General features: G+C 67.6%; 21 protein-coding genes. 9 read left to right on the top strand and 12 right to left on the bottom strand.

The window, feature by feature from the left end; all coding sequences use genetic code 11:
• Nucleotides 1-165 precede the first annotated feature (165 nt).
• On the bottom strand, nt 166-2,808 hold the full coding sequence (gene leuS / locus EO174_RS14690; RefSeq protein ID WP_126945311.1) for a leucine--tRNA ligase: 2,643 nt from the start codon (nt 2,806-2,808) through the stop codon (nt 166-168).
• Between the two features lie 72 nt (nt 2,809-2,880).
• On the bottom strand, nt 2,881-3,492 hold the full coding sequence (locus tag EO174_RS14685; RefSeq protein WP_126945308.1) for a DUF998 domain-containing protein: 612 nt from the start codon (nt 3,490-3,492) through the stop codon (nt 2,881-2,883).
• A gap of 206 nt (nt 3,493-3,698) precedes the next feature.
• On the opposite strand from EO174_RS14685, the gene trxA reads away from it, so the two are divergent.
• From trxA to EO174_RS14670, 3 genes are all read left to right on the top strand, one after another.
• A complete protein-coding gene (gene trxA / locus EO174_RS14680; protein ID WP_119128837.1) occupies nt 3,699-4,556 on the top strand; it encodes a thioredoxin in 858 nt (285 codons plus the stop codon).
• 121 nt (nt 4,557-4,677) lie between these two features.
• Nucleotides 4,678-5,127 (top strand): DUF4442 domain-containing protein, encoded by a 450-nt coding sequence (locus EO174_RS14675; protein WP_104582204.1) that lies wholly within the window; start codon nt 4,678-4,680, stop codon nt 5,125-5,127.
• Between the two features lie 184 nt (nt 5,128-5,311).
• Nucleotides 5,312-6,217 (top strand): peptidylprolyl isomerase, encoded by a 906-nt coding sequence (locus EO174_RS14670; protein ID WP_126945305.1) that lies wholly within the window; start codon nt 5,312-5,314, stop codon nt 6,215-6,217.
• 52 nt (nt 6,218-6,269) lie between these two features.
• Here EO174_RS14670 and EO174_RS14665 read toward each other — a convergent pair whose 3' ends face one another.
• Complete coding sequence (locus EO174_RS14665; protein WP_104581901.1) at nt 6,270-7,157, bottom strand: DMT family transporter; 888 nt, start codon at nt 7,155-7,157, stop codon at nt 6,270-6,272.
• 170 nt (nt 7,158-7,327) lie between these two features.
• Between EO174_RS14665 and EO174_RS14660 the strand changes: the two genes are divergently transcribed.
• The 3 genes from EO174_RS14660 (at nt 7,328) to EO174_RS14650 (ending at nt 8,938) form a co-directional block, all read left to right on the top strand.
• A complete protein-coding gene (locus EO174_RS14660; protein ID WP_104581900.1) occupies nt 7,328-8,320 on the top strand; it encodes a LysR substrate-binding domain-containing protein in 993 nt (330 codons plus the stop codon).
• The gene (locus tag EO174_RS14655; RefSeq protein WP_126945303.1) at nt 8,321-8,554 is read left to right on the top strand and encodes a hypothetical protein; all 234 of its coding nucleotides are present in this window, start codon (nt 8,321-8,323) and stop codon (nt 8,552-8,554) included.
• 90 nt (nt 8,555-8,644) lie between these two features.
• On the top strand, nt 8,645-8,938 hold the full coding sequence (locus EO174_RS14650) for a hypothetical protein (protein ID WP_104581898.1): 294 nt from the start codon (nt 8,645-8,647) through the stop codon (nt 8,936-8,938).
• 203 nt (nt 8,939-9,141) lie between these two features.
• Here the strand turns inward: EO174_RS14650 and EO174_RS14645 are convergent, their stop codons facing one another.
• A complete protein-coding gene (locus EO174_RS14645) occupies nt 9,142-9,945 on the bottom strand; it encodes a DUF4349 domain-containing protein (protein ID WP_126945299.1) in 804 nt (267 codons plus the stop codon).
• Entirely contained in the window at nt 9,942-10,292 is a 351-nt protein-coding gene (locus tag EO174_RS14640) for an aldehyde-activating protein (RefSeq protein ID WP_164740215.1), read from the bottom strand. The genes EO174_RS14645 and EO174_RS14640 overlap by 4 nt, the downstream gene beginning before the upstream one ends.
• 97 nt (nt 10,293-10,389) lie before the next feature.
• Here EO174_RS14640 and EO174_RS14635 point away from each other — a divergent pair, with 97 nt between their 5' ends.
• Nucleotides 10,390-12,195 (top strand): DUF885 domain-containing protein, encoded by a 1,806-nt coding sequence (locus EO174_RS14635; RefSeq protein WP_126945296.1) that lies wholly within the window; start codon nt 10,390-10,392, stop codon nt 12,193-12,195.
• Between the two features lie 247 nt (nt 12,196-12,442).
• Here the strand turns inward: EO174_RS14635 and EO174_RS14630 are convergent, their stop codons facing one another.
• The 5 genes from EO174_RS14630 to rraA form a co-directional block, all read right to left on the bottom strand.
• Nucleotides 12,443-14,275 (bottom strand): ABC transporter ATP-binding protein, encoded by a 1,833-nt coding sequence (locus tag EO174_RS14630; RefSeq protein WP_126945293.1) that lies wholly within the window; start codon nt 14,273-14,275, stop codon nt 12,443-12,445.
• Nucleotides 14,276-14,543: 268 nt separating this feature from the next.
• The gene (locus EO174_RS14625; protein WP_126945290.1) at nt 14,544-15,140 is read right to left on the bottom strand and encodes a plasmid pRiA4b ORF-3 family protein; all 597 of its coding nucleotides are present in this window, start codon (nt 15,138-15,140) and stop codon (nt 14,544-14,546) included.
• 334 nt (nt 15,141-15,474) lie between these two features.
• Nucleotides 15,475-16,740, bottom strand: coding sequence for a cation:proton antiporter (locus EO174_RS14620; protein WP_126945287.1), 1,266 nt, complete (start codon nt 16,738-16,740; stop codon nt 15,475-15,477).
• A 324-nt stretch (nt 16,741-17,064) separates the two neighbouring features.
• The gene (locus EO174_RS14615; RefSeq protein ID WP_126945284.1) at nt 17,065-18,660 is read right to left on the bottom strand and encodes a serine hydrolase; all 1,596 of its coding nucleotides are present in this window, start codon (nt 18,658-18,660) and stop codon (nt 17,065-17,067) included.
• Nucleotides 18,661-18,683: 23 nt separating this feature from the next.
• Nucleotides 18,684-19,184 carry a ribonuclease E activity regulator RraA gene (gene rraA / locus EO174_RS14610; RefSeq protein ID WP_126945281.1) on the bottom strand — a complete coding sequence of 167 codons (501 nt, stop codon included), beginning with the start codon at nt 19,182-19,184 and terminating at the stop codon, nt 18,684-18,686.
• A gap of 295 nt (nt 19,185-19,479) precedes the next feature.
• Here rraA and EO174_RS14605 point away from each other — a divergent pair, with 295 nt between their 5' ends.
• Both EO174_RS14605 and EO174_RS14600 read left to right on the top strand, forming a co-directional pair.
• The gene (locus EO174_RS14605; protein WP_126945278.1) at nt 19,480-20,313 is read left to right on the top strand and encodes a DUF72 domain-containing protein; all 834 of its coding nucleotides are present in this window, start codon (nt 19,480-19,482) and stop codon (nt 20,311-20,313) included.
• 38 nt (nt 20,314-20,351) lie between these two features.
• Nucleotides 20,352-21,299 (top strand): DMT family transporter, encoded by a 948-nt coding sequence (locus tag EO174_RS14600; RefSeq protein ID WP_126945275.1) that lies wholly within the window; start codon nt 20,352-20,354, stop codon nt 21,297-21,299.
• A gap of 105 nt (nt 21,300-21,404) precedes the next feature.
• Here EO174_RS14600 and EO174_RS14595 read toward each other — a convergent pair whose 3' ends face one another.
• Nucleotides 21,405-22,475 carry a sensor domain-containing diguanylate cyclase gene (locus EO174_RS14595; protein WP_126945271.1) on the bottom strand — a complete coding sequence of 357 codons (1,071 nt, stop codon included), beginning with the start codon at nt 22,473-22,475 and terminating at the stop codon, nt 21,405-21,407.
• A gap of 128 nt (nt 22,476-22,603) precedes the next feature.
• The gene (locus EO174_RS14590) at nt 22,604-23,326 is read right to left on the bottom strand and encodes a pseudouridine synthase (protein ID WP_016903964.1); all 723 of its coding nucleotides are present in this window, start codon (nt 23,324-23,326) and stop codon (nt 22,604-22,606) included.
• Nucleotides 23,327-23,338: the final 12 nt, after the last annotated feature.

The raw sequence follows: 23,338 nt of genomic DNA, 5'->3' as shown, positions 1-23,338 counted from the left end.
CAGTGCAGTCAATCGCAGAGACCCCCTGCAGTACCCCGACCCGCGCAACAGCACGCGCCAGTGCAACACGTTGCCAACAACGCCGCAGCGACCTCGCACCGCGTCGCCACGCCGCTCCGGGACACTGCCCGAACCGGCAATGGCGACCTAGCCGATCAGCGACGATCAACCCGCCACGATATTCACGATCTTGCCCGGCACGATGATGATCTTGCGCACGCTCAGCCCTTCCAGGAACTTGGCCGCGTTCGGCTCGGCCTGGGCCAGCGCTTCGATCTGCTCGCGTCCGGCATCGGCAGCGACCTCGATGGTGCCGCGCAGCTTGCCGTTGATCTGCACCGCCAGGGTCAGCGCGTCGCGCACCAGCGCGGCGGCATCGACCTGCGGAAACGCGACATCTTCCAGCAGCGTCTCGTCGCGGCCCAGCACCTGCCACAGGGCGTGGCTGGCGTGCGGCGTGATCGGGTTGAGCAGCAGCACCATCGCTTCCAGGGCTTCCTGGCGCACTGCACGCCCCTGCGCGCTGGCATCGTCGAACTTGGCCAGCGCGTTGGACAGTTCCATCACCGCGGCAATGGCGGTGTTGAAGCTGTGGCGACGGCCGTAGTCGTCGTCCACCTTGCCGATGGTTTCGTGGGTCTTGCGGCGGATCGCCTTCTGCTCGGCGCTCAGCGCGGCGGCATCCAGCGCAGCGGCGGCGCCCTCGCCCACGTGCTTGTGCACCTGCACCCACAGCCGGCGCATGAAGCGCGCCATGCCATCGACGCCGGCCTCGTTCCATTCCAGCGACTGCTCCGGCGGTGCGGCGAACATCGAGAACAGCCGCACGGTGTCGGCGCCGTACTTGGCCACCATCGACTGCGGGTCCACGCCGTTATTCTTGGACTTGGACATCTTCTCGGTGCCGCCGATGTGCACCGGCTGGCCATCGGCGATCAGTACCGCGCCGGTGACGCGGCCGCGCTCGTCGCGCTGGATCTCCACGTCGGCCGGATTGATCCAGTCCTTGCCGCCGTTGTCGGCATCGCGGTAGAAGGTGTCGGCGATGACCATGCCCTGGGTGAGCAGGTTGGTCACCGGCTCGTCGCTGTCCACCAGCCGCGCGTCGCGCATGAGCTTGTGATAGAAGCGGAAGTACATCAGGTGCAGGATCGCGTGCTCGATGCCGCCCACGTACAGGTCGGCCGGCATCCAGTAGTTGGCACGGCGATCGACCATGTCGCGCGCGTTGGGGCTGGTGTAGCGCGCCACGTACCAGCTCGACTCCATGAAGGTGTCGAAGGTGTCGGTCTCGCGCTCGGCCGGGCCGCCGCAGTCCGGGCAGGTGGTCTGGCGCCAGGTCGGGTCGGTCTTGATCGGCGACCCGGTGCCGGAAAATTCCACGTTCTCCGGCAGCACCACCGGCAGCTGGTCTTCCGGCACCGGCACCGCGCCGCACTTGGCGCAATAGATCACCGGAATCGGGCAGCCCCAGTAACGCTGGCGGCTCACGCCCCAGTCGCGCAGGCGGTAGTTGACCCGACGCTGGCCCTGGCCCTTGCGCTCGAAGCGCTCGGCCAATGCCTCGAAGGCGCCGCCGAAATCCAGGCCGTCGAACTCGGCCGAATTGATCAGCTCCAGCGGGCGGCTCTTGTCGGTGTACCAGTCGCGCCACTGGGTGGCATCCCAGGTTTGCTCTTCTTCGTTGCGCGGCTCGCGCAGCTTGACCACCTGCACGATCGGCAGCGCGTACTTGTTGGCGAACTCGAAATCGCGCTGGTCGTGGCCCGGTACCGCCATCACCGCGCCGGTGCCGTAGCCCATCAGCACGAAGTTGGCCACCCACACCGGCACCTGCTCGCCGCTGATCGGATGCACCGCGGTCAGGCCCGTGGCCATGCCGCGTTTTTCCTGGGTTTCCAGCTCGGCTTCGGAGACGCCGCCGTGCTTGAGCGTTTCCAGCAGCGCCGCCAGCTCCGGATTGGACCTGGCCGCATGCAACGCCAGCGGATGCTCGGCGGCGATCGACACGAAGGTCACGCCCATCAGCGTGTCCGGGCGGGTGGTGAACACGCGCAGCGGATCCAGCGCGGTGCCGTCGGTGTCGCGCACGTCGAACTGGATCTCCAGCCCTTCCGAGCGACCGATCCAGTTGCGCTGCATGGTCTTGACCGAGTCCGGCCAGCCCTCCAGCTGGTCCAAGCCGTCGAGCAGCTCCTGCGCGTAATCGGTGATGCGCAGGAACCACTGCGGAATCTCGCGTTTTTCCACCAGCGCGCCGGAGCGCCAGCCGCGGCCGTCGATGACCTGCTCGTTGGCCAGCACGGTCTGGTCGATCGGGTCCCAGTTCACCACCGCGTTGCGGCGGTAGGCCAGGCCCTTGCGCATCAGCCGGGTGAACATGCGCTGCTCGTGCACGTAGTACTCGGGCGTGCAGGTGGCGAACTCGCGCGACCAGTCGATCGCATAGCCCAGCGACTTGAGCTGGCCGCGCATGTGGTCGATGTTGGCGTAGGTCCACTTGGCCGGCGCGGTCTTGTTCTTGATCGCCGCGTTTTCCGCCGGCAAGCCGAACGCATCCCAGCCCATCGGCTGCAGCACGTTGTGGCCGGTCATGCGCTTGTAGCGGCTGACCACATCGGAGATGGTGTAGTTGCGCACATGGCCCATGTGCAGCGCACCGGACGGGTACGGCAGCATCGACAGGCAATAGAACTTCGGTTTGTCCGAAGTTTCGTCGACCTGGAAGGCGCGGGTGGCATCCCAGAACTGCTGGGCGGAGGTTTCGACCTGCTGCGGGTCGTAGGCGTTCGGTTCGACGGTGGACATTGGGAGCGGATGCTCGGGCGGTGCAAAGCGGCACAGGGTACCGCAGTGCAGCAGGTGCTCCAAACGCTCGCCTCAGCCGGCGGCTCTGGCCGGCCAGCGCCAGGCCGCCACAGCCAGCCAGCCGACCCAGGCCAGGAACGCCAGGCGCTGGGCGATCGCCTGCCGCAGCAGGCCCGGCGGGCCGAACGCCAGCACCGCCACCAGCAGCCCCGCCGCCAGGCTCAGCCACGCCAGGAGGCGGGTATTGGATTGGTTGAGCAGCGCGGCGGCGAGCAACAGCATGCCGGGCACGAATGCCACCGCCCACAGCAGCCAGGCCGTGGCATGGGCCTGGCTGGCGCGCCCGTCCAGATCGGCGGGATCCAGCGGCAGCGCACCCATGCCGACAAAGGCCAGCCCGGCCAGCACGATCAACTGCCCGCCCACCCGCAGGCTCCAACTGGACCTGGCCGGCATGCGCGCCAGCAGGCTGACCCCGGTGGCCATGCCGAGCGCGCCGACCAGCACGAACGCCAGCAGGTTGAAGCCCAACGCATGCGGCACCCCATTGGCACCGAGTAAGGCCACCGGATGGCTGGCCTGCAGGTAACCGGGCAGCGCCACGCCAAAGCCGGCCACCGCCAGCACGAATACGCTTGCCGCGACCAGGCCCAGGTAGCGCTGGGTGCCATCGATGCGTGTCATTGCCTTGCTCCAACGCCGGGCGCAGGCTGCGCCGCCAGGACGCGGCATTGTCGTGCCGGGCGCGCCTGGCGTGAACCCCTGCCGGCATGACGGCCGGCAGCATGGCGGCCGACCGCGCGCCGGCACGCCTGGCCACCGCCAGCCTTGTGTCGGCCCGGTTTGCCACCATTACCTCCCACTGTTGCCGCAATCACTTCTGGAAGCCCATGTCCGACAAGCCGCACGTATTCGATGCCACCACCGACACCTTCGAGACCGAGGTCCTGCAGAAATCGTTGACGACACCGGTACTGGTGGACTTCTGGGCCACCTGGTGCGGCCCCTGCAAGTCGTTGACGCCGATCCTGGAAAAGCTCGCCGCCGACTACAACGGCGCCTTCGAACTGGCCAAGGTCGATGTGGACAAGGAGCAGCAGATCGCCGCCGCGTTCCAGATCCGCTCGGTGCCGACGGTGTTCCTGGTCAAGGGCGGCGAGCTGGTCGACGGCTTCCCGGGTGCGATGCCGGAAGGCCAGGTGCGCGACTTCCTCACCCAGCACGGCGTGCTGCCGGCCGAGGCGCAGGTGGTGGAAGACCTGCCGCCGGCCCCGCTCGAGCCGCAGGACCAGGTTGCCGCGCTGCGCGAGGCGATCGCCGCCGAGCCGGACAAGGACGAGCTCAAGCTGGATCTGGCGCTGGCGCTGCTGAAGACCGGCGACACCGCCGAGGCCGAGCAGTTGATCGACGCCCTGCCCGCCAACCTGGCCACCGACGACCGTGCGGTGCGCGCCAAGGCACGGCTGGGCTTTGCCAATGTGCTCAAGGACGCGCCGGACGCCGACACCCTGCAGGCCGCCGTCGCCGCCAACGGCGCCGACCTGCGCGCGCGCCATCTGCTTGGCGTGCGCCACCTGCTCGACGGCAATGACGAAGCCGCGCTGGAGCAGTTCCTGGACATGCTGCGGCAGGACCGCGGCTTCGACGACAACCTGCCGCGGCGTAGCCTGATCGATGCGTTCCGGGTGATCGAAGACGAAGACCTGGTCGGCCGCTACCGCCGCAAGATGTCGTCGCTGGTGTTCTAGGCGCCGCCGGCACCACGGCGCCCGGTCTGCAGGCCGGCCGGGCGCTGCCATCACCGACACAAGCTCCATACGCATGCGAATGGTATGCTGCGGGTCCGCCCCCGCCATGGACCCTGGCCGCATGCGTGCTTCCCTGTTCAAGCTCGGTATCAACCTGTGGCCGCCGTACCTGTTTGCCGGGATCCACGTCACCGCGTTGTCGGCCGACTATCGCCATGCCCGCGTCGAGTTGCGCCAGCGGCCGTGGAACCGCAATTACGTCGGCACCCATTTCGGCGGCAGCCTGTTCGCGATGACCGACCCGTTCTGGATGCTGCTGACCATGCAGAACCTGGGGCGCGACTACTACGTGTGGGACAAGGCCGGCAGCATCGAGTTCGTCAAACCCGGGCGCGGCACGGTGAGCGCGGATTTCGTCATCGACGATAGTGTGCTGGGCGAGTTGCGCGATGCCACCGCCACCGGTGAGAAGTACCTGCGTTGGTTCGAAAACAGCGTGCACAACCGCGATGGCGAGGTGGTGGCACGCGTGCGCAAGCAGCTCTACGTCAAACGCAAGCCGGCGCGCTGACCGGCAGACCGGCGCGCGATTGCAGCGCGGGCGCATGCTGGGCACCGACCGACTCCTTTGGGCAGGCATGGGTCGGCCGGCATTCACGGCGCATACGTCGTCGATGGCGCGCGTTGCGAACCCGCACTTTGCGCCCCTGCGCGCATTGGTCAAGAATCAGGCTTCTTCCCGACTGGCTGCCTTCATGCTGCTGCGCACTGTTGCTTCCGCCTGCCTGCTTGCCCTGGTGTTACCCGCTGCCGCCAACGCGGCCTATCGCAGCCCGCAACAGATCCTGGACGCCTCGCCGGCCAGCGCATGGCGCGTGCTCGACCCCGAGCGCACGCTATACCTGGAACTGGATGGCGGACGGGTGATCATCGAGCTGGCGCCGCAGTTCGCGCCCGCGCACGTGGGCAACATCCGCACGCTGGCGCACGAACGCTTCTGGGACGGGCTCAGCATCTATCGCTCGCAGGACAACTTCGTGGTGCAGTTCGGCGACCCGGATGGCGAGACGCCGGCCAAGGCCAGGTCGCTGGGCTCGGCCAAGACGCACCTGCCGGCCGAATTCGAACGCACCTCGCAAGGCCTGGACTTCCAGCGCCTGCCCGACAGCGACGGCTGGGCGGCGCAGGTGGGCTTTGTCGACGGCTTCCCGGTCGGGCGCGACAGCGCCAGCGGCAAGACCTGGCTGGCGCACTGCTACGGCACCCTGGGCGCCGGCCGCAACAACGACGAAGACAGCAGCATCGGCGCCGAGCTGTATGTGGTCACCGGGCAGTCGCCGCGCCAGCTGGACCGCAACATCACCGTGGTCGGCCGCGTGGTCAAGGGCATGGAGTTGCTCAGCGTGATCCCGCGCGGGCCGGACCCGATGGGTTTCTACGAAGATCCCGCGCAACGCTCGCCGATCCGTGCCATTCGCCTGGCCAGCGAGGTGCCCATGCCCGAACGCACGCCACTGCAGTTGCTGCGCACCGACAGCCAGACCTTCCGCGATGTGGTCGAAGCACGCCGCAATCGCAGGGACGATTTCTACAAGCGCCCGGCCGGGCATATCGATCTGTGCAATGTGCCGTTGCCGGTGCGGGGGCCGCCTGCTGGCTAGTTCGGGATCGGGGATTCGGGATCGGGGATTCGTAAAAGCGGGCGCGCTTGTTTCAGCGGGCGCGCTGGCTGAAGGCGACACTGCCCAGGATCAGCACCGCGGCCACCAGCATGGTCCAGGTCAACGGCTCGCCCAGCAGCGACCAAGCCAGCAATGCGCCGAACACCGGTACCAGGTAGGTCACCGTGGAGGCGCGTGCCGGGCCGATGCGCTGGATCAGGCGGTAATACATCAGGAACGCCAACCCGGTGCACACCACGCCCAGCGCGGTGGCGCAGGCCCAGGCCACGGCTGGCACCGGCGTGGTCGGCCACTGCAACCAGGCCAGCGGCGCCAGCAGCAGCGCACTGCAGCCCAGCGTGGACGCGGCCGATGCGGCCGGCGGCAAGTCGCCCATGTGGCGCTTCACCAGGTTGTAGCCGATGCCATACAGCAGCGACGCGGTGGCACCCGCCAGGGCCGCCGGGCCCACGCTCAACCCGGCCGACTTGCCGGTGGCCAGCACCAGCACGCCGATGAAGCCGACCAGCAGGGCCAGCGCACGCCGCGTGCCGATCTTCTCGCCGAAGAACAGGAAGGCGATCAAGGCGGTGAACAATACCGTCATCGCATTGCAGATCGCACCGATCGCGGCCGGCGCGTGTTGCGCGCCCCAGGCGAACAGCAGGAACGGCAACGCGGAATTGAGCACGCCGATCGCCGCCAGCATCGGCCAGCGATGCAGCGGGAACCGCGCCCGCGCCAGCCACAGGAACGGCAGCAGCACCAACGCCCCGAGCGCCAGGCGGATTTCCACCAGCGCCACGGTGCCGAACTTGGGTGCGGCCACGCGCATGAACAGGAACGAGCAGCCCCAGACGATGCCGAGAAACCCCAGCTCCAGCGGGGTGCGCCATTCGCGTGTGGCAACGCCCGGCTGCGGCGCCGGTTGCGCGCTCATCGCCCCACCTGCGCAGGCTGCCGTGATGTGCTGGAACCACAGGGGACAACATCAGGCAGACAGACGGACATGGCACGATCATCGCGATGGGGTACTGCAGCATCGGTTGCAGCCGCAGGCGCGACAAGCGCGTAGTATCGAGGCGAGCCACAAATCTCACTCATGCCTCGATGAACCTGCGCCCCACCCTGTTGCCCGCGCTGGGCGTGTTCGCCGCCGCCGCGCGCCACCAGAACTTCGCGCATGCCGCCGAAGAACTGCATCTGACCGCCAGCGCGGTCAGCCATCACGTGCGCAAGCTCGAAGCGCTGCTGGGCGTGACCCTGTTCCAGCGCTTGCCGCGCGGGGTCAAGCTCACCGCGGAGGGGCGCCAATTGGCCGATGCGGCCACCGCTGCGCTGGCCGACATCGCCTCGGTGGCCGGCAACCTGCATCCGCGCGAAGACGCCATCCCGTTGCGCGTGACCACCCTGCGCTCGCTGTCGTACTGCTGGCTGTTGCCGCGGCTGCCGCGCTTCTGTCGCGCGCACCCGCATATCCGCATGGACCTGCAGTCGGACGCGGCATTTTCGCGCTTCGAGGAAGGCGGCCCCGACCTGGGCATCCGCTATGGCCAGGGCGCCTGGCCCGGATTGACCTCGCATCATCTGATGGACGACGAACTGTTTCCGGTGGCGTCGCCGTCGCTGCCGGAGGTCGCCGCGCTGCGCACGCCGGCGCAGATCGCGCAATTGCCGCTGCTGAGCGACATGTCGCCACAGGGATGGCGCGACTGGTTCCGTGCCGCGCAGGTGCGCGGCACCACGCTGCCGCCGATGCACACCTTCAACGACAGCACCGACGCCATGCGCGCGGCGGTCTATGGCCTGGGCGCGGTCCTGGCACGCAAGCACATCGCCCAACCGTATCTGCAGCGCTACGAGCTGGTGCGCCTGCCCGGCCCCACCCTCAAGGCGCGTTACGCCTACTACATCGTGCATCCCAGCCATCGCGTGCCTGGGCCTGCGGCAATGGCGTTTATCGACTGGCTCAAGCGCGAGGCCCTGGACGAGCGCACCCCGATGCCGGCGCTGCCGGCGGAGCTAGTGGCGTTGCCGGCGCGCGAGACGGCGAGCGCGCCGCGTGTGCGTCGGCGATCGCGCAAGGCCTCGGCGCACGAGTGACTGGAGCGGGCGCATGCGTCAGCTTCCGCGCTGCGCCGCGTGGACGCGCACGCGATCGCGCTGACGATGGCCACGCAGGTCTGCTGCTGCAACCGGTTCGGCCACCTGCACATGGCTGCGATCCATCGCGTGCATCGTCACTACATCCTGCCGGCGATGTTGCGCGCGGCAGTCCAGCCTTTGCTGCATGTCGGGCAGCGGCCCGACGCTGGACGGCCGACCCACCCGATGTGAATGAGCGCAAGCCGCGAGTGCCGTACACCATCACCTCGTTTTGTCCTGCCGGTGCCTAGGCTTTAGCTCCCCAATCCCTAGGACGTTCCCATGCCCACTCTTCGCATGCGTATCACCGGCACCGACGACGACGCGCGTGCCATCGCCAACCTGCTGCAGAGCATCGAAGGCATCGAGCACGTGGAAGAAGTCGATGATCTGATGCCGCACCTGGACGACGACGATTCCAGCTCGGCCGGCCTGTCCGACGACGAAGGTCCGGGCAGCCACGAATTCGAAGTGGAAGCCGGCAACGAAGCCACCGCGCAGAAGGTGCGCGACGCCGTGCAGGAACTGGCACTGCGGCTGGATGTGTTTGTCGAATACGAATTCGACGAAGGCTGAGCGGGCGTCGTACCGACTGCGCCGCCCTTGCGCGCAGTCGGCGTGTGGCGATGGTGCACCGAGGCGCTGCGCAGCCATCGCAGACGAACGGCGTCACCGCGCGTGACCTGCGAGCGCGCAACGCCTCGCGTCACTGTTTGAAACAAGCGCGTCTCCAACACATGCGCGGCTGGTGCGGCATCGCCGGCCAGCCGCGCGGCCGATCAGGACATCCGGCGCCGCCGCGCGCGCCAGCGCCACGCCTGCAGCAGCAGCCAGCCGACGATCAGCCCCACCACCGCCACCGGCAGCAACGCCGCCACTGCGCGGATCACGAACGCCACGCTGGACGCGAAGACCTGGCCGAACCCGGCGGCCGCCTCGGCAATCTCGCCCCTGCCCTGCTCGCCCCCGGTCCCGCGGAAATTGAGCGTCAGCAGCTGGGTGCGCACGCGTCGTTGCTGCTGCGCGGCGTCCTGCTGGGCCTGTTGCGCCTCGGCTTCGATCTCGGCCAGCCGCTTGGACAGGGCCAGCAGATCGGTCACGGCCAGGTCGCGGCGTTGCTGCAGTTCGAGCAGGCGTGCGTGTTCTTTCTGCAGGCGCGCCTGCGCCAGACCGGTGTCGGCGATCTGCTGCGCCAGATCCTCGGCACGCGTGCTGCGCGCGGCGACATCGCCATGCTGGCCGGCCAGCTGCACCAGCGGCTCGATGCCGTCGGGCACCACACGCACGCTGACGCTGCCACTGGGGTCGCGGCCACCGCTCTGCTCGACCGCCAGCAGCGCGCAGTCGCCGAATTGCGCCGACTGGCAGGCAGTGCGAACCGCCACGATGCGTTGGCCGATCTGATCGGCCGGCAACTCGATCCGCACATCGTGCTCATACGCCAGCGCGTTGCCTTGCGCGGCCGGCGGTGCCGGTGCCGCAGCGCCGCCGTCTTCCGTCAGCTCTGCCGGCTGCCTGGAACATCCGCTCAGCGCCCAGCCCAGCAGCAGCCCGGCCGCATACCGCTGCATCGCGCGCCTCATCGGCCGGCTCCGGCGACCGCATGCATGCTCGGCGCGGCCAGCTCCAACACGCAGCGCAGCTTGACCACCCGGGCGGGCTCGCCGGCACCGGAACGCATCCCCGCGCTGATGGGCGCACTACCGCACTGCCGGCAGTGGGGATGCTCGATTTGCTGCCGGTCGATGCGCCAGGCCCACAGCGCCTGGGACCCGCCCTGCAGGCGTGGTTGTCTGCGCGCGCCGGACAACGGCAGGCCGCCATGGCCACGGCCCAACGGGCCATTGCCGTGGTACGCCCCGGTGATCGGCGCATCGGTTTCCAGCTCGAACGCGCTGCGTCCGCAATGACAGCTACCGGCGTGGTGCATGGTGATCCTCCTTGGAAGCGGCCACTCTAAACCAATGGCGGATGCGGACAAGCGCGCACATGCCTATGCTGGCCGATTGCTTCCATCGGGATCCACCATGCGTCAACGTCTGCTCGTCCTCGCCCTGCTCGCCGGCCTCGGCGCCTGCCAGCAACAGCCCCAATCGCCGCGCGCCGGCACCCCTGATGCCAGCGCCCAGGATGCGCAGACGCCGGATGCCCGCTTTGCGGCGCTGTCCAAGCGCGCGCTCGACACCTGGATGCAGCTGTCGCCGGTCACCGCCACCCAGACCGGCGATCACCGCTTCGACACGCAGATCGACGATCTGAGCAGCGCCGGCCGCCAGCGCAGCCTGGATGCCGGCAAGGCATTGCTGTCGGACCTGGATGCCATCGAAGTGGCCAAGCTGTCGCGCGAGAACCAGGTCGATGCAGCCATCTTGCGCAACCAGCTGCAATCGGAAATCTGGAACACCGAGGTGCTGCAGAGCTGGGCCTGGGACCCGCAGGTCTACAACGGCCTGGCCGGCAGCGCGCTGTATGGCCTGATGGCACGCGACTTCGCGCCGCTGTCCGAGCGCCTGACCTCGGCCACGCAGCGCATGGAGAAGATTCCCGGCATCTTTGCGCAGGCGCGCGAAAACCTGGACCCGGCCCGCGTGCCGAAGATCCATGCCGAAACGGTGGCCAAGCAGAACAAGGGCATCCTGAGCATCGTCGACACCTTCATCGCGCCCAACATCGGCCAGCTCGGCCCGATCGAAGCGGCCCGCGCGCAGGCCGCCATCGACGCTCTGCGCAAGGCCGTGGCCGAGCAGCAGACCTGGCTGGAGACCGTGCTGGTGCCCAATGCCAAGGGCGATTTCCGCGTCGGTGCGCAACTCTACGATCAGAAGCTGAAATTCGCGCTGCTGTCGTCGCTGTCGCGCGGCGAGATCAAGCAGCGCGCCGAGTCCGAGCTCAAGCGCGTGCGCAGCGAGATGTACGGCATCGCCCGCACGGTGCTCAAGGACAAGCCCGGCGCACCGGCACTGCCCGAAACGCCCAACGACGACCAGCAGCAGGCAGCGATCGAAGCGGCGCTGGAACTGGCCTATGCCGACAAGCCGGCACGCGACAAGGTGGTGGACGAGGCCAAGGCCGCACTGGCGCAGTCCACCGAGTTCGTGCGCCAGAAGGATCTGATGACGCTGCCCGATTCGCCGGTGGACATCATCCTGATGCCGGAATTCCAGCGCGGCGTGGCGGTGGCGTACTGCGATTCGCCCGGCCCGCTCGACAAGAATCTCAAGACCTTCTATGCGGTCTCGCCGATTCCCGACGACTGGAACGACCAGCAGGTCGATTCGTTCCTGCGCGAATACAACAGCCGCATGATCCATCTGCTCAGCATCCACGAAGGCACCCCGGGCCATTACCTGGAAGGCTGGCATTCGGCCAAGTTCCCCTCCACGCTGCGCGCGGTGCTGCGCTCGGGCATGTTCGCCGAAGGCTGGGCGGTGTACACCGAGCGCATGATGCAGGAACAGGGCTATCTGGATAACGACCCACTGTTCCACCTGGTGCAGCTCAAGTTCTACCTGCGCACCATCGCCAACGCCATCCTCGACCAGGGCGTGCATGTGGACGGCTGGGAGCGCGACAAGGCGATGCACCTGATGACCCACGACACCTTCCAGCAGGAGAGCGAAGCCTCGGGCAAGTGGGTGCGCGCGCAGCTGTCGTCGGCGCAGCTGCCGACTTACTTCGTCGGCGTGCAGGAACATCTGGACACGCGCAAGGCGGTGCAGGACAAGCTGGGCGACAAGTTCAACCTGAAGGCATACCACGACCAGATGCTGTCCTACGGCGCCCCGCCGGTGCGCTTTGCACGCGAGCTGATGCTGGATCAGCCGATCGAGTGACCGATGCTTCTCCCGCACAAGGAAGAGCGGTTACTGCGGCGCTCATGCATGTCCCTTCTCCCGCACGCGGGAGAAGGTGCCCCGCAGGGGCGGATGAGGGCGCGCGCGAAGCCTCGTGCAGCCCAACTGGCAAGTGGCTTCGCCCGTTCCCTCACCCCAACGCCCGCTCCGCGCCCCGCAGGAGAGGGGTTTGCCAGTGCCGTTGCTGCCGTGGCTGCACATTTCCGCCACCCACTCGACAACCACATCACCCATCGGCCGCAACGAACCCGCCGGTCTGCCGCGCCCACAGGCGTGCGTACAGCCCGCCCTGCGCGATCAGTTGCGCATGCGTGCCGGTCTCGACGATGCGTCCGGCGTCCATCACCACCAGCCGGTCCATGCGCGCGATGGTGGACAGGCGGTGCGCGATCGCGATGACGGTCTTGTTGCCCATCAATGCGTCCAGGCTGTCCTGGATCGCCGCTTCCACTTCCGAATCCAGCGCCGAGGTGGCCTCGTCCAGGATCAGGATCGGCGCATCCTTCAGCAGCACCCGCGCGATGGCGATGCGCTGCCGTTGACCGCCCGACAGCTTGACCCCGCGCTCGCCCACGTACGCATCGTATCCGCGCCGGCCTTCGCCATCGACCAGCGTGTCGATGAAGCTCTCCGCGCGCGCCTTGCGCACCGCTTCCAGCATCTGCGCGTCGCTGGCCTGCGGCCGGCCATACAGCAGGTTGTCGCGGATCGAACGGTGCAATAGCGAGGTGTCCTGGGTCACCAGGCCGATCTGCCCGCGCAGGCTTTCCTGAGTGACCTGGGCGATGTCCTGCCCATCGATGAGGATGCGTCCCTGCTCCAGGTCGTACAGACGCAGCAACACGTTGACCAGGGTCGACTTGCCCGCGCCCGATGGGCCGACCAGGCCGATCTTCTCGCCGGCACGCACCTGCAGATCCAGCCCGGCGATCACCCCGCCGCGCTTGCCATAATGGAAATGGATGTGCTCGAACTGCACCTGGCCCTGGGTCACCTGCAGCGGCACTGCGTCGGGCGCGTCCTGCACCAGCACCGGCTGCGAGATGGTCTGCATGCCGTCCTGCACGCTGCCGATGTCTTCGAAGATGCCGTTGACCGTCCACATGATCCAGCCGGACATGTTGTGGATGCGGATCACCAGGCCGGTCGCCAGCGTGATCGCGCCCACGCTGATCTGGCCGCGGCTCCACAGCCACAACGCCAGCCCGCACGTACCGACGATCAGAAAGCCGTTGGCCACCGCAATGGCGGTATCCATGGTGGTGGTCACGCGGGTCTGCCCGCGATGTTTCACCGCCAGCTCGTCGATCGCATCACGCACATAGGCCTGTTCGCGGCCGGCGTGAGCAAACAGCTTCAACGTGGAGATATTGGTGTAGCCGTCGACGATGCGCCCGGTGGCCTTGGAGCGCGCATCCGATGCGATCCACGCGCGCGCCTTCATGCGCGGCACGAAGAACGCCATCAACGCGACGTACACCACCAGCCAGATCAGCAGCGGCAGCATCAGCCACGGGTCGGCCTGCGCAAACAACCACAGCGCGCTGCCGGTGTAGACCACGATGTACCAGAGCGCATCGACCATCTGCACCGCCGATTCGCGCAGCGAGGCCCCGGTCTGCATCACCCGGTTGGCGATCCGGCCGGCGAAATCGTTGTTGAAGAAGCCCAGGCTCTGCCGCACCACGTAGTTGTGCATCAGCCAGCGCGAGCGGTTGCTCAGCCCCGGCACGATCGCCTGGTTGACCAACAGGTTGTGCAGGCCGGTGAACAATGGCCGCGCCACCAGCGTGATCGCCGCCATCCAGGTCAACTCGCCGGCATGCCGGCGGAAGAAGTCCGCTCCCGGTCGCTCGGCCAGCATGTCGACGATGCGCCCGAGGAAGTCGAACATCGCCACTTCCACCAAGGCCAGCAGCAATCCGGCGATCAGCGTGGCCAGCAGGATCGGCCACAACGGACGCAGGTAATGCAGGTAGAACCGCCACACGCTACGTGGCGGCATGTCCCGCTCGATGGGCGGGAAGACATCGATCAGGGATTCGAACCAGCGAAACATCGCAGACACTTTCGGGAAAAACCGGAGGCTCAGGCTAGCTGATCGCGCGTCAAGCTGCAGTGGCGCCGGTGCCGGCGCCTGCATCCACAAACGCAAGCCAGGCATGGGCTGCATGCGCCGGACAACCGGCTCCCTTGCATCGCTTGCGGCTGCCTGTGCCAGGCAGGGCCTGGTGACCACCACAGGTCATGGGGCGTCAGCCAGTGGCCGCACCGTGCTGACCAGCGCGCGTCAAGATCACGCTGGCCAACGTCCTGCGCAGTGACGCTCACTCACGAACACGCGCAAGCAGGCGGTTGACCTCGGCCGGATCGAAATGGCCCGGCTCCAGGCGCCCGCCCAAGGTGGCCAGTTCCTGCACATGCTGGGCATGATCCGGGTCGGCGATGATCTGCAGCAATGCCTGGTAGTGGTCGATCCCTTCGCTGTTTTCCGGCGGGCAGGCGTTGGCGCCGTCCACGCAACGGGCCACACGCAAGCCCGCATCCGGCGGCAGGATCGCCTCGACCTGGACGCGGTGCTGCCAGCCGGCGCCGGCACCGTAGAAATAGTCGAAGCGCTCCAGCTCGCCCACCGCGCTTTCGATGGTGACGCGCGCGGCGTGCTTGAGCCGCGAGCGGTCCGGCACGTCCAGCCCGGACTCGCCATAGCGGCCGCCGCCCAGGTCGAATTCGTACGGATGCGCGCCGTGCCAGCCCATCACCGGTTGCAGCACGCGATGCAGCGTGGCAAGGCGCAGCGCCCCCGCCACCAGCACGCGGCGCCAGATCAACGGCGCGCTCTCCACCAGCGAAACATGCAGCTGATACACCGGCGCAGGTGCGGGCACCGCCTGCTGTGCAGCTTTCTTCTTGGCCTTGCTCATCGTGTCTTGGCTACCTGTTTGCGCTGCAAGTATGCAGCGCCACGCCACTGGCTGCATCGCTGCGCCGCTGGTGCCGCAAGCTGCACCCTGCCGCTATCGGTCCTGCAGGCGCGCGCACGCACCTGCAACGGACCGGCCACATACGCCGGGATGGTGACTCCGCCGCCGCACGGTGCCGGGATGCTGCACGGATGCCCGCAAGCCGCGCGACGCCAGCGCGCGGGGCGCCGTGTATCGCAGCAGGCATCGGGGCGCCTGGATGCGACCACCATCGAAGCGCAGGCGTCAGGCGACAGCAGCGCGTGCCCGCATCGGTGGAATCGATGGCAGCGCCTCAGCGCTGCTGCAGGCTCGGCACCGCATCGGTCACGTTGCGATGGCGCCGCATGATCCAGTTGAACAGCGGCGTGGCCATCAGGGTCGAGAGGATCGCCATCAGCACCAGCACCGAGAACAGGCCCTGTTCGATCACCCCGGCCTGCAGGCCGATATTGATGATGATCAGCTCCATCAGGCCACGTGCATTCATCAGCGAGCCGATCGCCATCGCATCGCGGTTGTTCTCGCCGGTGGCACGCGCCGCGGCCCAGCAGGCCACGCCCTTGCCGATGAACGATGCGGCCAGGATCGCCACGCCTGCCAGCATGATCTGCGGCTGCAGCAGCACGCTGAGCTGGGTCTTGAGGCCGGAATAGGTGAAGAACAGCGGCAGCAGCAATACCACCACGAACGGCTGCAACATCTCGCGCAGTTTTTCGGTCAACGCCCCCCTGGGCAGGCAGACGCCCAGCAGGAAGCCGCCAAACACGGCGTGGATGCCGATCGCATCCATTGCCCACGCGCTGAGGCAGAACAGCATCAACACCACCGCGAGCACACCGTTGCCGAGCGGCTGGTTCGGCACCACGTAGGCGTCCAGGCGGCGCAGCAGATGCCGGCCGACAAAGATCATGAACAATGCATAGGCCACCCCGCCGCCGATGGCCAGATAGGCACTACCCCAACTGCCGCCGAAGCTGGCCAGGACCACGGCAAGAATGCACCACGCCGCCGCATCGTCGAACGCACCTGCAGTCAGTGCCAGCGTGCCCAACGGGCTATTGGTCAGACCGCGCTCGTGGATGATGCGCGCCAGCATCGGGAACGCGGTGATCGCGATGGCCGCCCCCAGGAACAGCGAGGCCTCCATCAACTTGGCCTTTTCCGAAAACAGGCCGCCGACGTTGATCAACCACGGGCACAGGGCAAAGGCCAACGCGAACGGCACCGCGATGCCGGCCATCGACACGCTCATCGCACTGCGATAGCGCGCGCGGAAATGGTCCCCGCGGAAGTCGGTACCGACCAGGAACATGTACAGACCCACGCCGAACTGCGCGAACACGTACAGCACATCCATGGTCTGCCTGGGAAACAGGGCTGCCTGCGTCGCAGGTGCCAGCACGCCGAACAGCGACGGCCCCAGCATCACCCCGGCGATCATCTCGCCCACCACCTGCGGCTGGCCGATCCGCCTGGCCAGCAGCCCCACCAGACGACAGGCCAGCAGGATCGCGGCGGCCTGCAGGAAGAAGTACACCGACATCTGCGGAGTGGTCATGCGTTCGGCGACATCCCTGAGAAGTGCGCGGATCATAACGAGCCGTGTCGGTGGGCGATAGCCATCGTGCAGCTGGCACGCAGGCCTTGGCGGAGCGAGGCTGGAGTCATCGTCACGGTTGGCCCGGACGACGTGGCCGACGCGCCGAGCCCGGTTGCGCAAGTCCGCACTGATCGGCCCATGCGCGGTGTGGGCGGCTGCGGCGCCGATGGCGCCCCACACCGCCAGGCCATCGGTGCGCACGGCGCCGACGCTGCAGCACAGGCGGCCGGCCGCCGCACGCACGGGGCAGTGGCGATGGCCGCCGCAAGGATCAGCGAGGCATCACTTCTGCGTCGGCTGCGCTGCCGCCACCGGCGTCAACAGCAGATCCTGGAAATCGAAGCTGAAATCGGTCAGCGGCGACACCGCCTCCATCCGCATCTCGCGCACCGCGCCATCCGGGGTCAGCGCGAAATTGACGAAGGCATCGGCATTCAATGAGCGGTCGTCCCAGCGCACGATGAAGCTGTCGTGCTGCCAATGCTCCAGCGTGCCGATCAATTGCGCGGTCTTGGAAAACTGCAGACGCAGGCGCTTGCCGTCCTGACGGATCACCACATCGCCGTACCACGGGTCGCGATAGGTCGCCGCATAGCTGCGCAACGGCAGCGACGGCGTGGAGCGCGCTGCACGTGCGTCCAGATGCTTCTTCCAGCTGGTGTCCGCATCGCCATCGGCCTTGGCCACGGCCTTGGCATAGGCGGCGGTCCAATCGGTGGCCGGCACCTGCAGGAACGCATCCAGCACCTGCAGGGTCACCGCATTGAAGGCCGCGCCGACTTCCTGGTTGGTCAACACCACCACACCCAGTTGCTGGTCGGGCACCAGCGTCAGCCGCGACACCATGCCCGGCCAGCCGCCGGTGTGCCAGACCAGCCGATGGCCGCGGTAATCGCTCAGGCTCCAGCCTTCGCCGTAGCCGGAAAAATTGGGCCGTGCTGCCGCCAGCTCCGGCACGGCCGGTTCGGCAATCGCAATCGGCGTGATCATCGACCACATCTCCTGCTGCCGCCTGGCACTGAACAGCCGGCTGCCATCCGGCAGCACGCCGCCGGCCAGTTGCACCTTCATCCACAGCGCCATGTCGTGCGCGCTGGCATAGATGCCGCCGGCACCGGAATTGTTGGACCAGGTCAGCGGCGCGACGGTGCGCAGCTCGGTGAAGTCGTACTTGGCATGGCCCACCGCCGCATTGTCGCCCGGCTGCAGATGGTCGGCATTGAAGCGCGTGCCGCGCATGCCGACCGGGGCGAAGATGCCTTGCTGCAGGAACGCCGCATAGCTCTGCCCGGAGACCTGCTCGATCACCTTCTGCGCCACCGCGTACAAGATGTTGTCGTAGGCGTAGCGATCGCGGAAACCGCCCTTCAACGGCACCTTGGCCAGGCGCTGCACCACCTCGTCGGTGCTGTAGCTGGTGGTCGGCCAGAACAGCAGGTCGCCCGCGCCCAGGCTCAAGCCGCTGCGGTGCGCGAGCAGATCGCGCAGGCGCATCTCGCCGCTGACGTACGGGTCGGACATGCGGAACCACGGCAGGTGATCGATGACCTTGTCATCGAGCGAGAGCTTGCCCTCGTCGGCCAGGATCGACAGCGACGCGGCAGTGAAGGCCTTGGTGTTGGAGGCGATTGCGAACAGCGTATCGGCCTGCACCGGCGCAGGCTTGCCGATCTCGCGCACGCCGTAGCCGCGCTCCAGCACCACCTGCCCATCCTTGACGATGGCCACCGCAATGCCGGGCACATCGAACTGCTCGCGCACGCGCTCCATCTGCGCGTCGAACTGCTGCATGCCGGCGGGAAGCTCGGCCGCCTGCGTCGTCGCCACCACGCTTGCCAGCATCAGCACGCCTCCACTCAGCCATCGGTTCACGGTCACTATCCCAGGTCCTCGCATGTCGCTCAGATCGATCCGCCCGCACTGTCCAGCGACAGCGGCAGCGGTGCCACCAACACGCCGTTGCCATCGGCATACAGCCAATGGCCGGGCACGAAGGCCACGCCGGCAAAATTCACCGGCACATCCACATCGCCCAGATCGCGCCGCTCGGTGCGGCGCGGGCAGGCGCCCAGCGCCAGCACGCCCAGCGGCAGCGTGGCCAGGATCTCCACATCGCGCACGCAGCCGTGGATCAACACGCCGGCCCAGCTATTGGCGAGCGCCTGTGCGGCGATCTGGTCGCCCAGCAGTGCGTGCTTCAACGAGCCCTGTCCGTCCACCACCAGCACCCGTCCGTCGCCGGGCGTGGCGGCCAGTTCGCGCACGCGCGAGTTGTCCTCGAAACAGCGCACGGTGACGATCGGCCCGGAGAATGCCGCACGTGCGCCATAGGAGCGGAACACCGGTTCGGCGATGCTCACCTCGGGAAAGCGGTCACACAGATCCGGCGTGGTCCAGGTCATCGCTGCGGTCCGGAAGTGGCGAGCTGCGATGGTAGCGGCATGGCCGCGTCCGCGTAAGCCGCCGAGGAGGCCGCCGATCGCCGCGCCGCTTGGCCGGGCTGCGCCTGGATCGCTGTACATCCCTTGCCTGCAGATGGTCCCGGGCAACGGCCGCGCCTGCCTGGGCGTGCGCGCGGACGCTGCGGTAACCGCGGGGCGTCACGGCGAAGCCAGCGGGGCTATCATCGGAGCGGCCTGCAACAGGTGCGTGCACCCGACATGCCAGGCACGCGCTCACGCCAACGTGGAATCCCTCATGACCGATCTGTTCGCCGCCACCCCGCCCGCGCTCGATGGCATCCACGTCGGTATCGGCGGCTGGGTGTATGCGCCGTGGCGGGCGGGGATGTTCTATCCAGAAGGGCTGGTACAACGCCGCGAGCTGGAATACGCAAGCCGCCACCTCACCGCCATCGAGATCAACGGCACCTACTACGGGGCACAGAAGCCGGCGACCTACGCGAAGTGGCGCGAGCAGGTGCCGCCCGGGTTCGTGTTCTCGGCCAAGGCACCGCGCCGCATCACCCAGTCGCGCAAACTGGCCGGCACCCAGGCGCAGGTGGACGACTTCATCGGCGGCATTGTCGAGCTCGGCGACACGCTGGGTCCGCTGGTGTGGCAGTTTGAACAGGGGCACCGGCTGCAGGCCGACGACCTGGACGCCTTCCTGTCGTTGCTGCCCAAACGTGCCGGCAAGCGCGTGCTGCGCCATGTGCTGGAAATCCGCGACCACGACGCAGTGGATGCCGCGCTGCTGGCATTGGTGCGCCGGCATGGGGTGGCCACGGTGTTCACCGATTCGGACGCGCATCCGTCCTTTGCCGATCTGTCCACCGACTTTGTCTATGCGCGGCTGATGCGCAGCCAGGCGCGCCTGCATGCGGGCTACCCGGCGCCGGCACTGGCGCGCTGGGCCGAGCGCATCCAGGCCTGGCGGCGCGGCGACGATCCGGAGGACCTGCCGCATGTCGCGGCGGCGACGCAGGTCGACGCCGCCCCGCGCGAGGTGTTCGTGTTTTTCATCAGCGCCGCCAAGGAGCGCAATCCGGCGGCGGCAATGGCATTGCTGCAGGCGTTGGGGACGCGCTAGGCAGCGGCGTTGCGGCGCGTCTTGCGCGACAATGGCGCATGGCCATGACCGACCTGCGCAAGGCGCAACTGCAAATCCATTTCTGCGTCCTGCTCTGGGGCATCACCGCGATCCTGGGCAAGCTGATCACGCTGCCGGCGTTGCCGTTGGTGTGGTGGCGCATGTTGCTCGTGGTGGTGGCACTGGCGCTGTTGCCGCGGGTATGGCGCGGGCTGCGCGGCCTGTCCGCGCGCGTGGTGCTGGGCTACTGCGGCATCGGCGCGTTGGTGGCCCTGCACTGGCTGACCTTCTACGGCGCGATCAAGCTGGCCAATGCCTCGGTGGCGGCGACCTGCATCGCGCTGGCGCCGGTGTTCACTGCAGTGATCGAGCCATGGGTGACGCAGCGCCCCTTCCGCCCGCGCGAATTGCTGTTCGGCCTGGCGGTACTGCCCGGGGTGGCCCTGGTGGTCGGCGGGGTACCCGATGGCATGCGTGCCGGGGTGGTGGTCGGCGCGATTTCTGCGGTGTTCGTGGGCCTGTTCGGCTCGCTCAACAAGCGCATGGTCGCGCATGCCGACCCGCTCACCGTCACCGCACTGGAACTCGGTGCCGGCACGCTGACCTTGACCGTGCTGGCACCGGCCATGCCGTTGGTGCTGCCGTCGCTGCATGGCGATCTGCTGATCGTTCCCGGCCTGCACGACGGCATCCTGCTGCTGGTGCTGTCGCTGGCCTGCACCCTGCTGCCGTTTGCGCTGGCGCTGGTGGCGCTGCGCCATCTCAGCGCCTACTCGGTGCAGCTGGTGACCAATCTCGAACCGGTCTACGCCATCGTGCTGGCGATCGCCCTGCTCGGCGAGCAACGCGAGTTGACCGTGCAGTTCTATCTCGGCGTGGCGATCATTCTCGGCGCGGTGTTCCTGCATCCGGTGCTGGAACGCCGACGCACGATCGTGCATCCGGAACTGCTCGGCACCGCCGAAGCGAAGAACATCGTCGACTGACTGCACCGCACAAGCAACAACCGTCGTCGTAGGAGCGGCCCAGGCCGCGACCGGCCTTGTCGATAACGCAGCAACGCCCGCACATCACCACGATCACAACCACACCTACCCCAACGCTACCACCTGGTCGCGCCCGCCCCGCTTGGCCGCATACAGGGCCTGGTCGGCGCGCTTGATCACCGCGTCCGCGCTTTCCTGCGGATGCAGCGTGGCCACGCCGATACTCACCGTCACCGGCAGCGCGATCGTCATCACCGCCACGCTCTGGCGCAGGTATTCGCACTGCACGCGTGCCTGCCGCAGATCCACATCGGGCAGCAGCAGCACGAATTCCTCGCCGCCGTAACGCGCAATGGTGCCGGCACCGGCCACATGCGCGCGCAGCAACGCCGACAGCTCGCGCAGCACCACATCGCCCTGATCGTGCCCGTGCACGTCGTTGACGGTCTTGAAGTGGTCCACGTCCAGCAACGCCACCGATAACGGCTGGCCCGCCGCACGCGTCTGTTCCATGGCCACGCCCAGGGCCGCCGCAAACGCACGTCGATTGGGCAGGCCGGTCAGCGGATCGGTGCGGGTCTGCTCGACCAGATCGGCATTCAAGGCATCCATTTGCGCGTAGTAACCGGCCAGCTGCTGTTCGTACCATTGGCGCTCATGCAGTTGCTGGCGCAGGCGCTTGCCGGCCAGGCGCAGTTCCAGCAGATGCGCGGCCTGCCGCGACAATGCCTGCAGCGCCTGCCGCTGCTCTTCGCGCAGATGCGCCGGGGTCTGGTCGAACACGCACAGCGAGCCCAGCGCCATGCCGCCGCTGGTCACCAACGGCGCGCCGGCATAGAAGCGCACCGCAGAGCTGCCGGTCACCATCGGATTGTCGTGGAAGCGCGGGTCGAGCAAGGTGTCGTCGACCATCATCACTTCGTCCGGGCGCAGGATCGCATGCGCGCAGAACGAGATATCGCGCGACGCTTCGCTACGCGGCGCACCATGTGCGGACTTGAACCATTGCCGCTGCTCGTCCACCAGCACCACCGCCGCCATCTGCGTCTGGCACAACGTGGACGCGATCATGGTGAGGTCGTCGAAGGCACGCTCGGGCGGCGAATCCAGCACCTCGTACTGACGCAGCGCGGCCAGTCGTTCGGCTTCGTTGTCCGGCAATGTCGGTTTGATCACGCTGCCTGCTCCCCCAGCTGGCTGTCAGCGGCGCAAGTATGACCGAGCCGGTCATGCGCGGCCATCGGGCTGCACATGCGCAGCCGGCGCACCGTGCCGCTATGTGCGGCCGATCGCGCCGGGCCCCATCACCAATCGGTGCGTTGCGGCAGCAATCCGCGCAATTCCGCATCACTGAGGTTGCGCCACTGCCCGGGCTTGAGCGCGGCCAGCTTGATGTTGTCGATGCGCACACGGCGCAGCTGGGTCACGCGGTAGCCGAATTCGGCAGACATCAGGCGGATCTGCCGGTTCAAGCCCTGCTCCAGCACGATGCGGAAGCCGAACTTGGCGATGCGCGCGGTGCGGCACGGCAACGTGGTCTCGTTGTGGATGCGCACGCCGCGCGCCATGCCACGCAGGAATTCGTCGGTGACCGGCTTGTTGACCGCCACCAGATATTCCTTCTGGTGGCGATTTTCCGCGCGCAGGATCTCGTTGACGATGTTGCCGTTGCTGGTCATCAGGATCAGCCCCTCGGACTCCTTGTCGAGCCGGCCGACCGGAAAGATGCGCTGCTCGTGGCCGACGAATTCGACGATGTTGCCCTTGACCGAACTTTCGGTGGTGCAGGTGATGCCCACCGGCTTGTTGAGCGCGATGTAGACATGCTTGCGCCCACCGGGCTTGCTGGCGGCGCGCGTGCGCAGTGGCTGGCCGTCCACCAGCACGGTGTCGTCCTCGCCCACCACCGCACCGGTGCCGGCGGCCACGCCATTGACGGTGACCCGGCGTTCGCCGATCAGGCGATCGGCCTCGCGGCGGGAGCAGAAGCCGGTTTCGGCGATGTATTTGTTGAGTCGGGTCGTCATCGGCCGATTATC

The sequence above is a fragment of the Xanthomonas sp. BRIP62418 genome (assembly GCF_003993495.1).
Lineage (GTDB): Bacteria > Pseudomonadota > Gammaproteobacteria > Xanthomonadales > Xanthomonadaceae > Xanthomonas > Xanthomonas euroxanthea.
Note: the sequence above shows the minus strand (reverse complement) of the source record. Positions and strands in the feature narration are given on the sequence as shown.

Coding starts and splice junctions, on each gene's coding strand:
- EO174_RS14675 (WP_104582204.1), top strand. CDS start 4,678: ATGCGTGCTTCCCTGTTCAAGCTCGGTATCAACCTGTGGCCGCCGTAC.
- leuS (WP_126945311.1), bottom strand. CDS start 2,808: ATGTCCACCGTCGAACCGAACGCCTACGACCCGCAGCAGGTCGAAACC.
- EO174_RS14600 (WP_126945275.1), top strand. CDS start 20,352: ATGGCCATGACCGACCTGCGCAAGGCGCAACTGCAAATCCATTTCTGC.
- EO174_RS14625 (WP_126945290.1), bottom strand. CDS start 15,140: ATGAGCAAGGCCAAGAAGAAAGCTGCACAGCAGGCGGTGCCCGCACCT.
- EO174_RS14635 (WP_126945296.1), top strand. CDS start 10,390: ATGCGTCAACGTCTGCTCGTCCTCGCCCTGCTCGCCGGCCTCGGCGCC.
- EO174_RS14640 (WP_164740215.1), bottom strand. CDS start 10,292: ATGCACCACGCCGGTAGCTGTCATTGCGGACGCAGCGCGTTCGAGCTG.
- EO174_RS14660 (WP_104581900.1), top strand. CDS start 7,328: ATGAACCTGCGCCCCACCCTGTTGCCCGCGCTGGGCGTGTTCGCCGCC.
- EO174_RS14590 (WP_016903964.1), bottom strand. CDS start 23,326: ATGACGACCCGACTCAACAAATACATCGCCGAAACCGGCTTCTGCTCC.
- EO174_RS14620 (WP_126945287.1), bottom strand. CDS start 16,740: ATGACCACTCCGCAGATGTCGGTGTACTTCTTCCTGCAGGCCGCCGCG.
- trxA (WP_119128837.1), top strand. CDS start 3,699: ATGTCCGACAAGCCGCACGTATTCGATGCCACCACCGACACCTTCGAG.
- EO174_RS14665 (WP_104581901.1), bottom strand. CDS start 7,157: ATGAGCGCGCAACCGGCGCCGCAGCCGGGCGTTGCCACACGCGAATGG.
- rraA (WP_126945281.1), bottom strand. CDS start 19,184: ATGACCTGGACCACGCCGGATCTGTGTGACCGCTTTCCCGAGGTGAGC.
- EO174_RS14650 (WP_104581898.1), top strand. CDS start 8,645: ATGCCCACTCTTCGCATGCGTATCACCGGCACCGACGACGACGCGCGT.
- EO174_RS14685 (WP_126945308.1), bottom strand. CDS start 3,492: ATGACACGCATCGATGGCACCCAGCGCTACCTGGGCCTGGTCGCGGCA.
- EO174_RS14630 (WP_126945293.1), bottom strand. CDS start 14,275: ATGTTTCGCTGGTTCGAATCCCTGATCGATGTCTTCCCGCCCATCGAG.
- EO174_RS14645 (WP_126945299.1), bottom strand. CDS start 9,945: ATGAGGCGCGCGATGCAGCGGTATGCGGCCGGGCTGCTGCTGGGCTGG.
- EO174_RS14605 (WP_126945278.1), top strand. CDS start 19,480: ATGACCGATCTGTTCGCCGCCACCCCGCCCGCGCTCGATGGCATCCAC.
- EO174_RS14670 (WP_126945305.1), top strand. CDS start 5,312: ATGCTGCTGCGCACTGTTGCTTCCGCCTGCCTGCTTGCCCTGGTGTTA.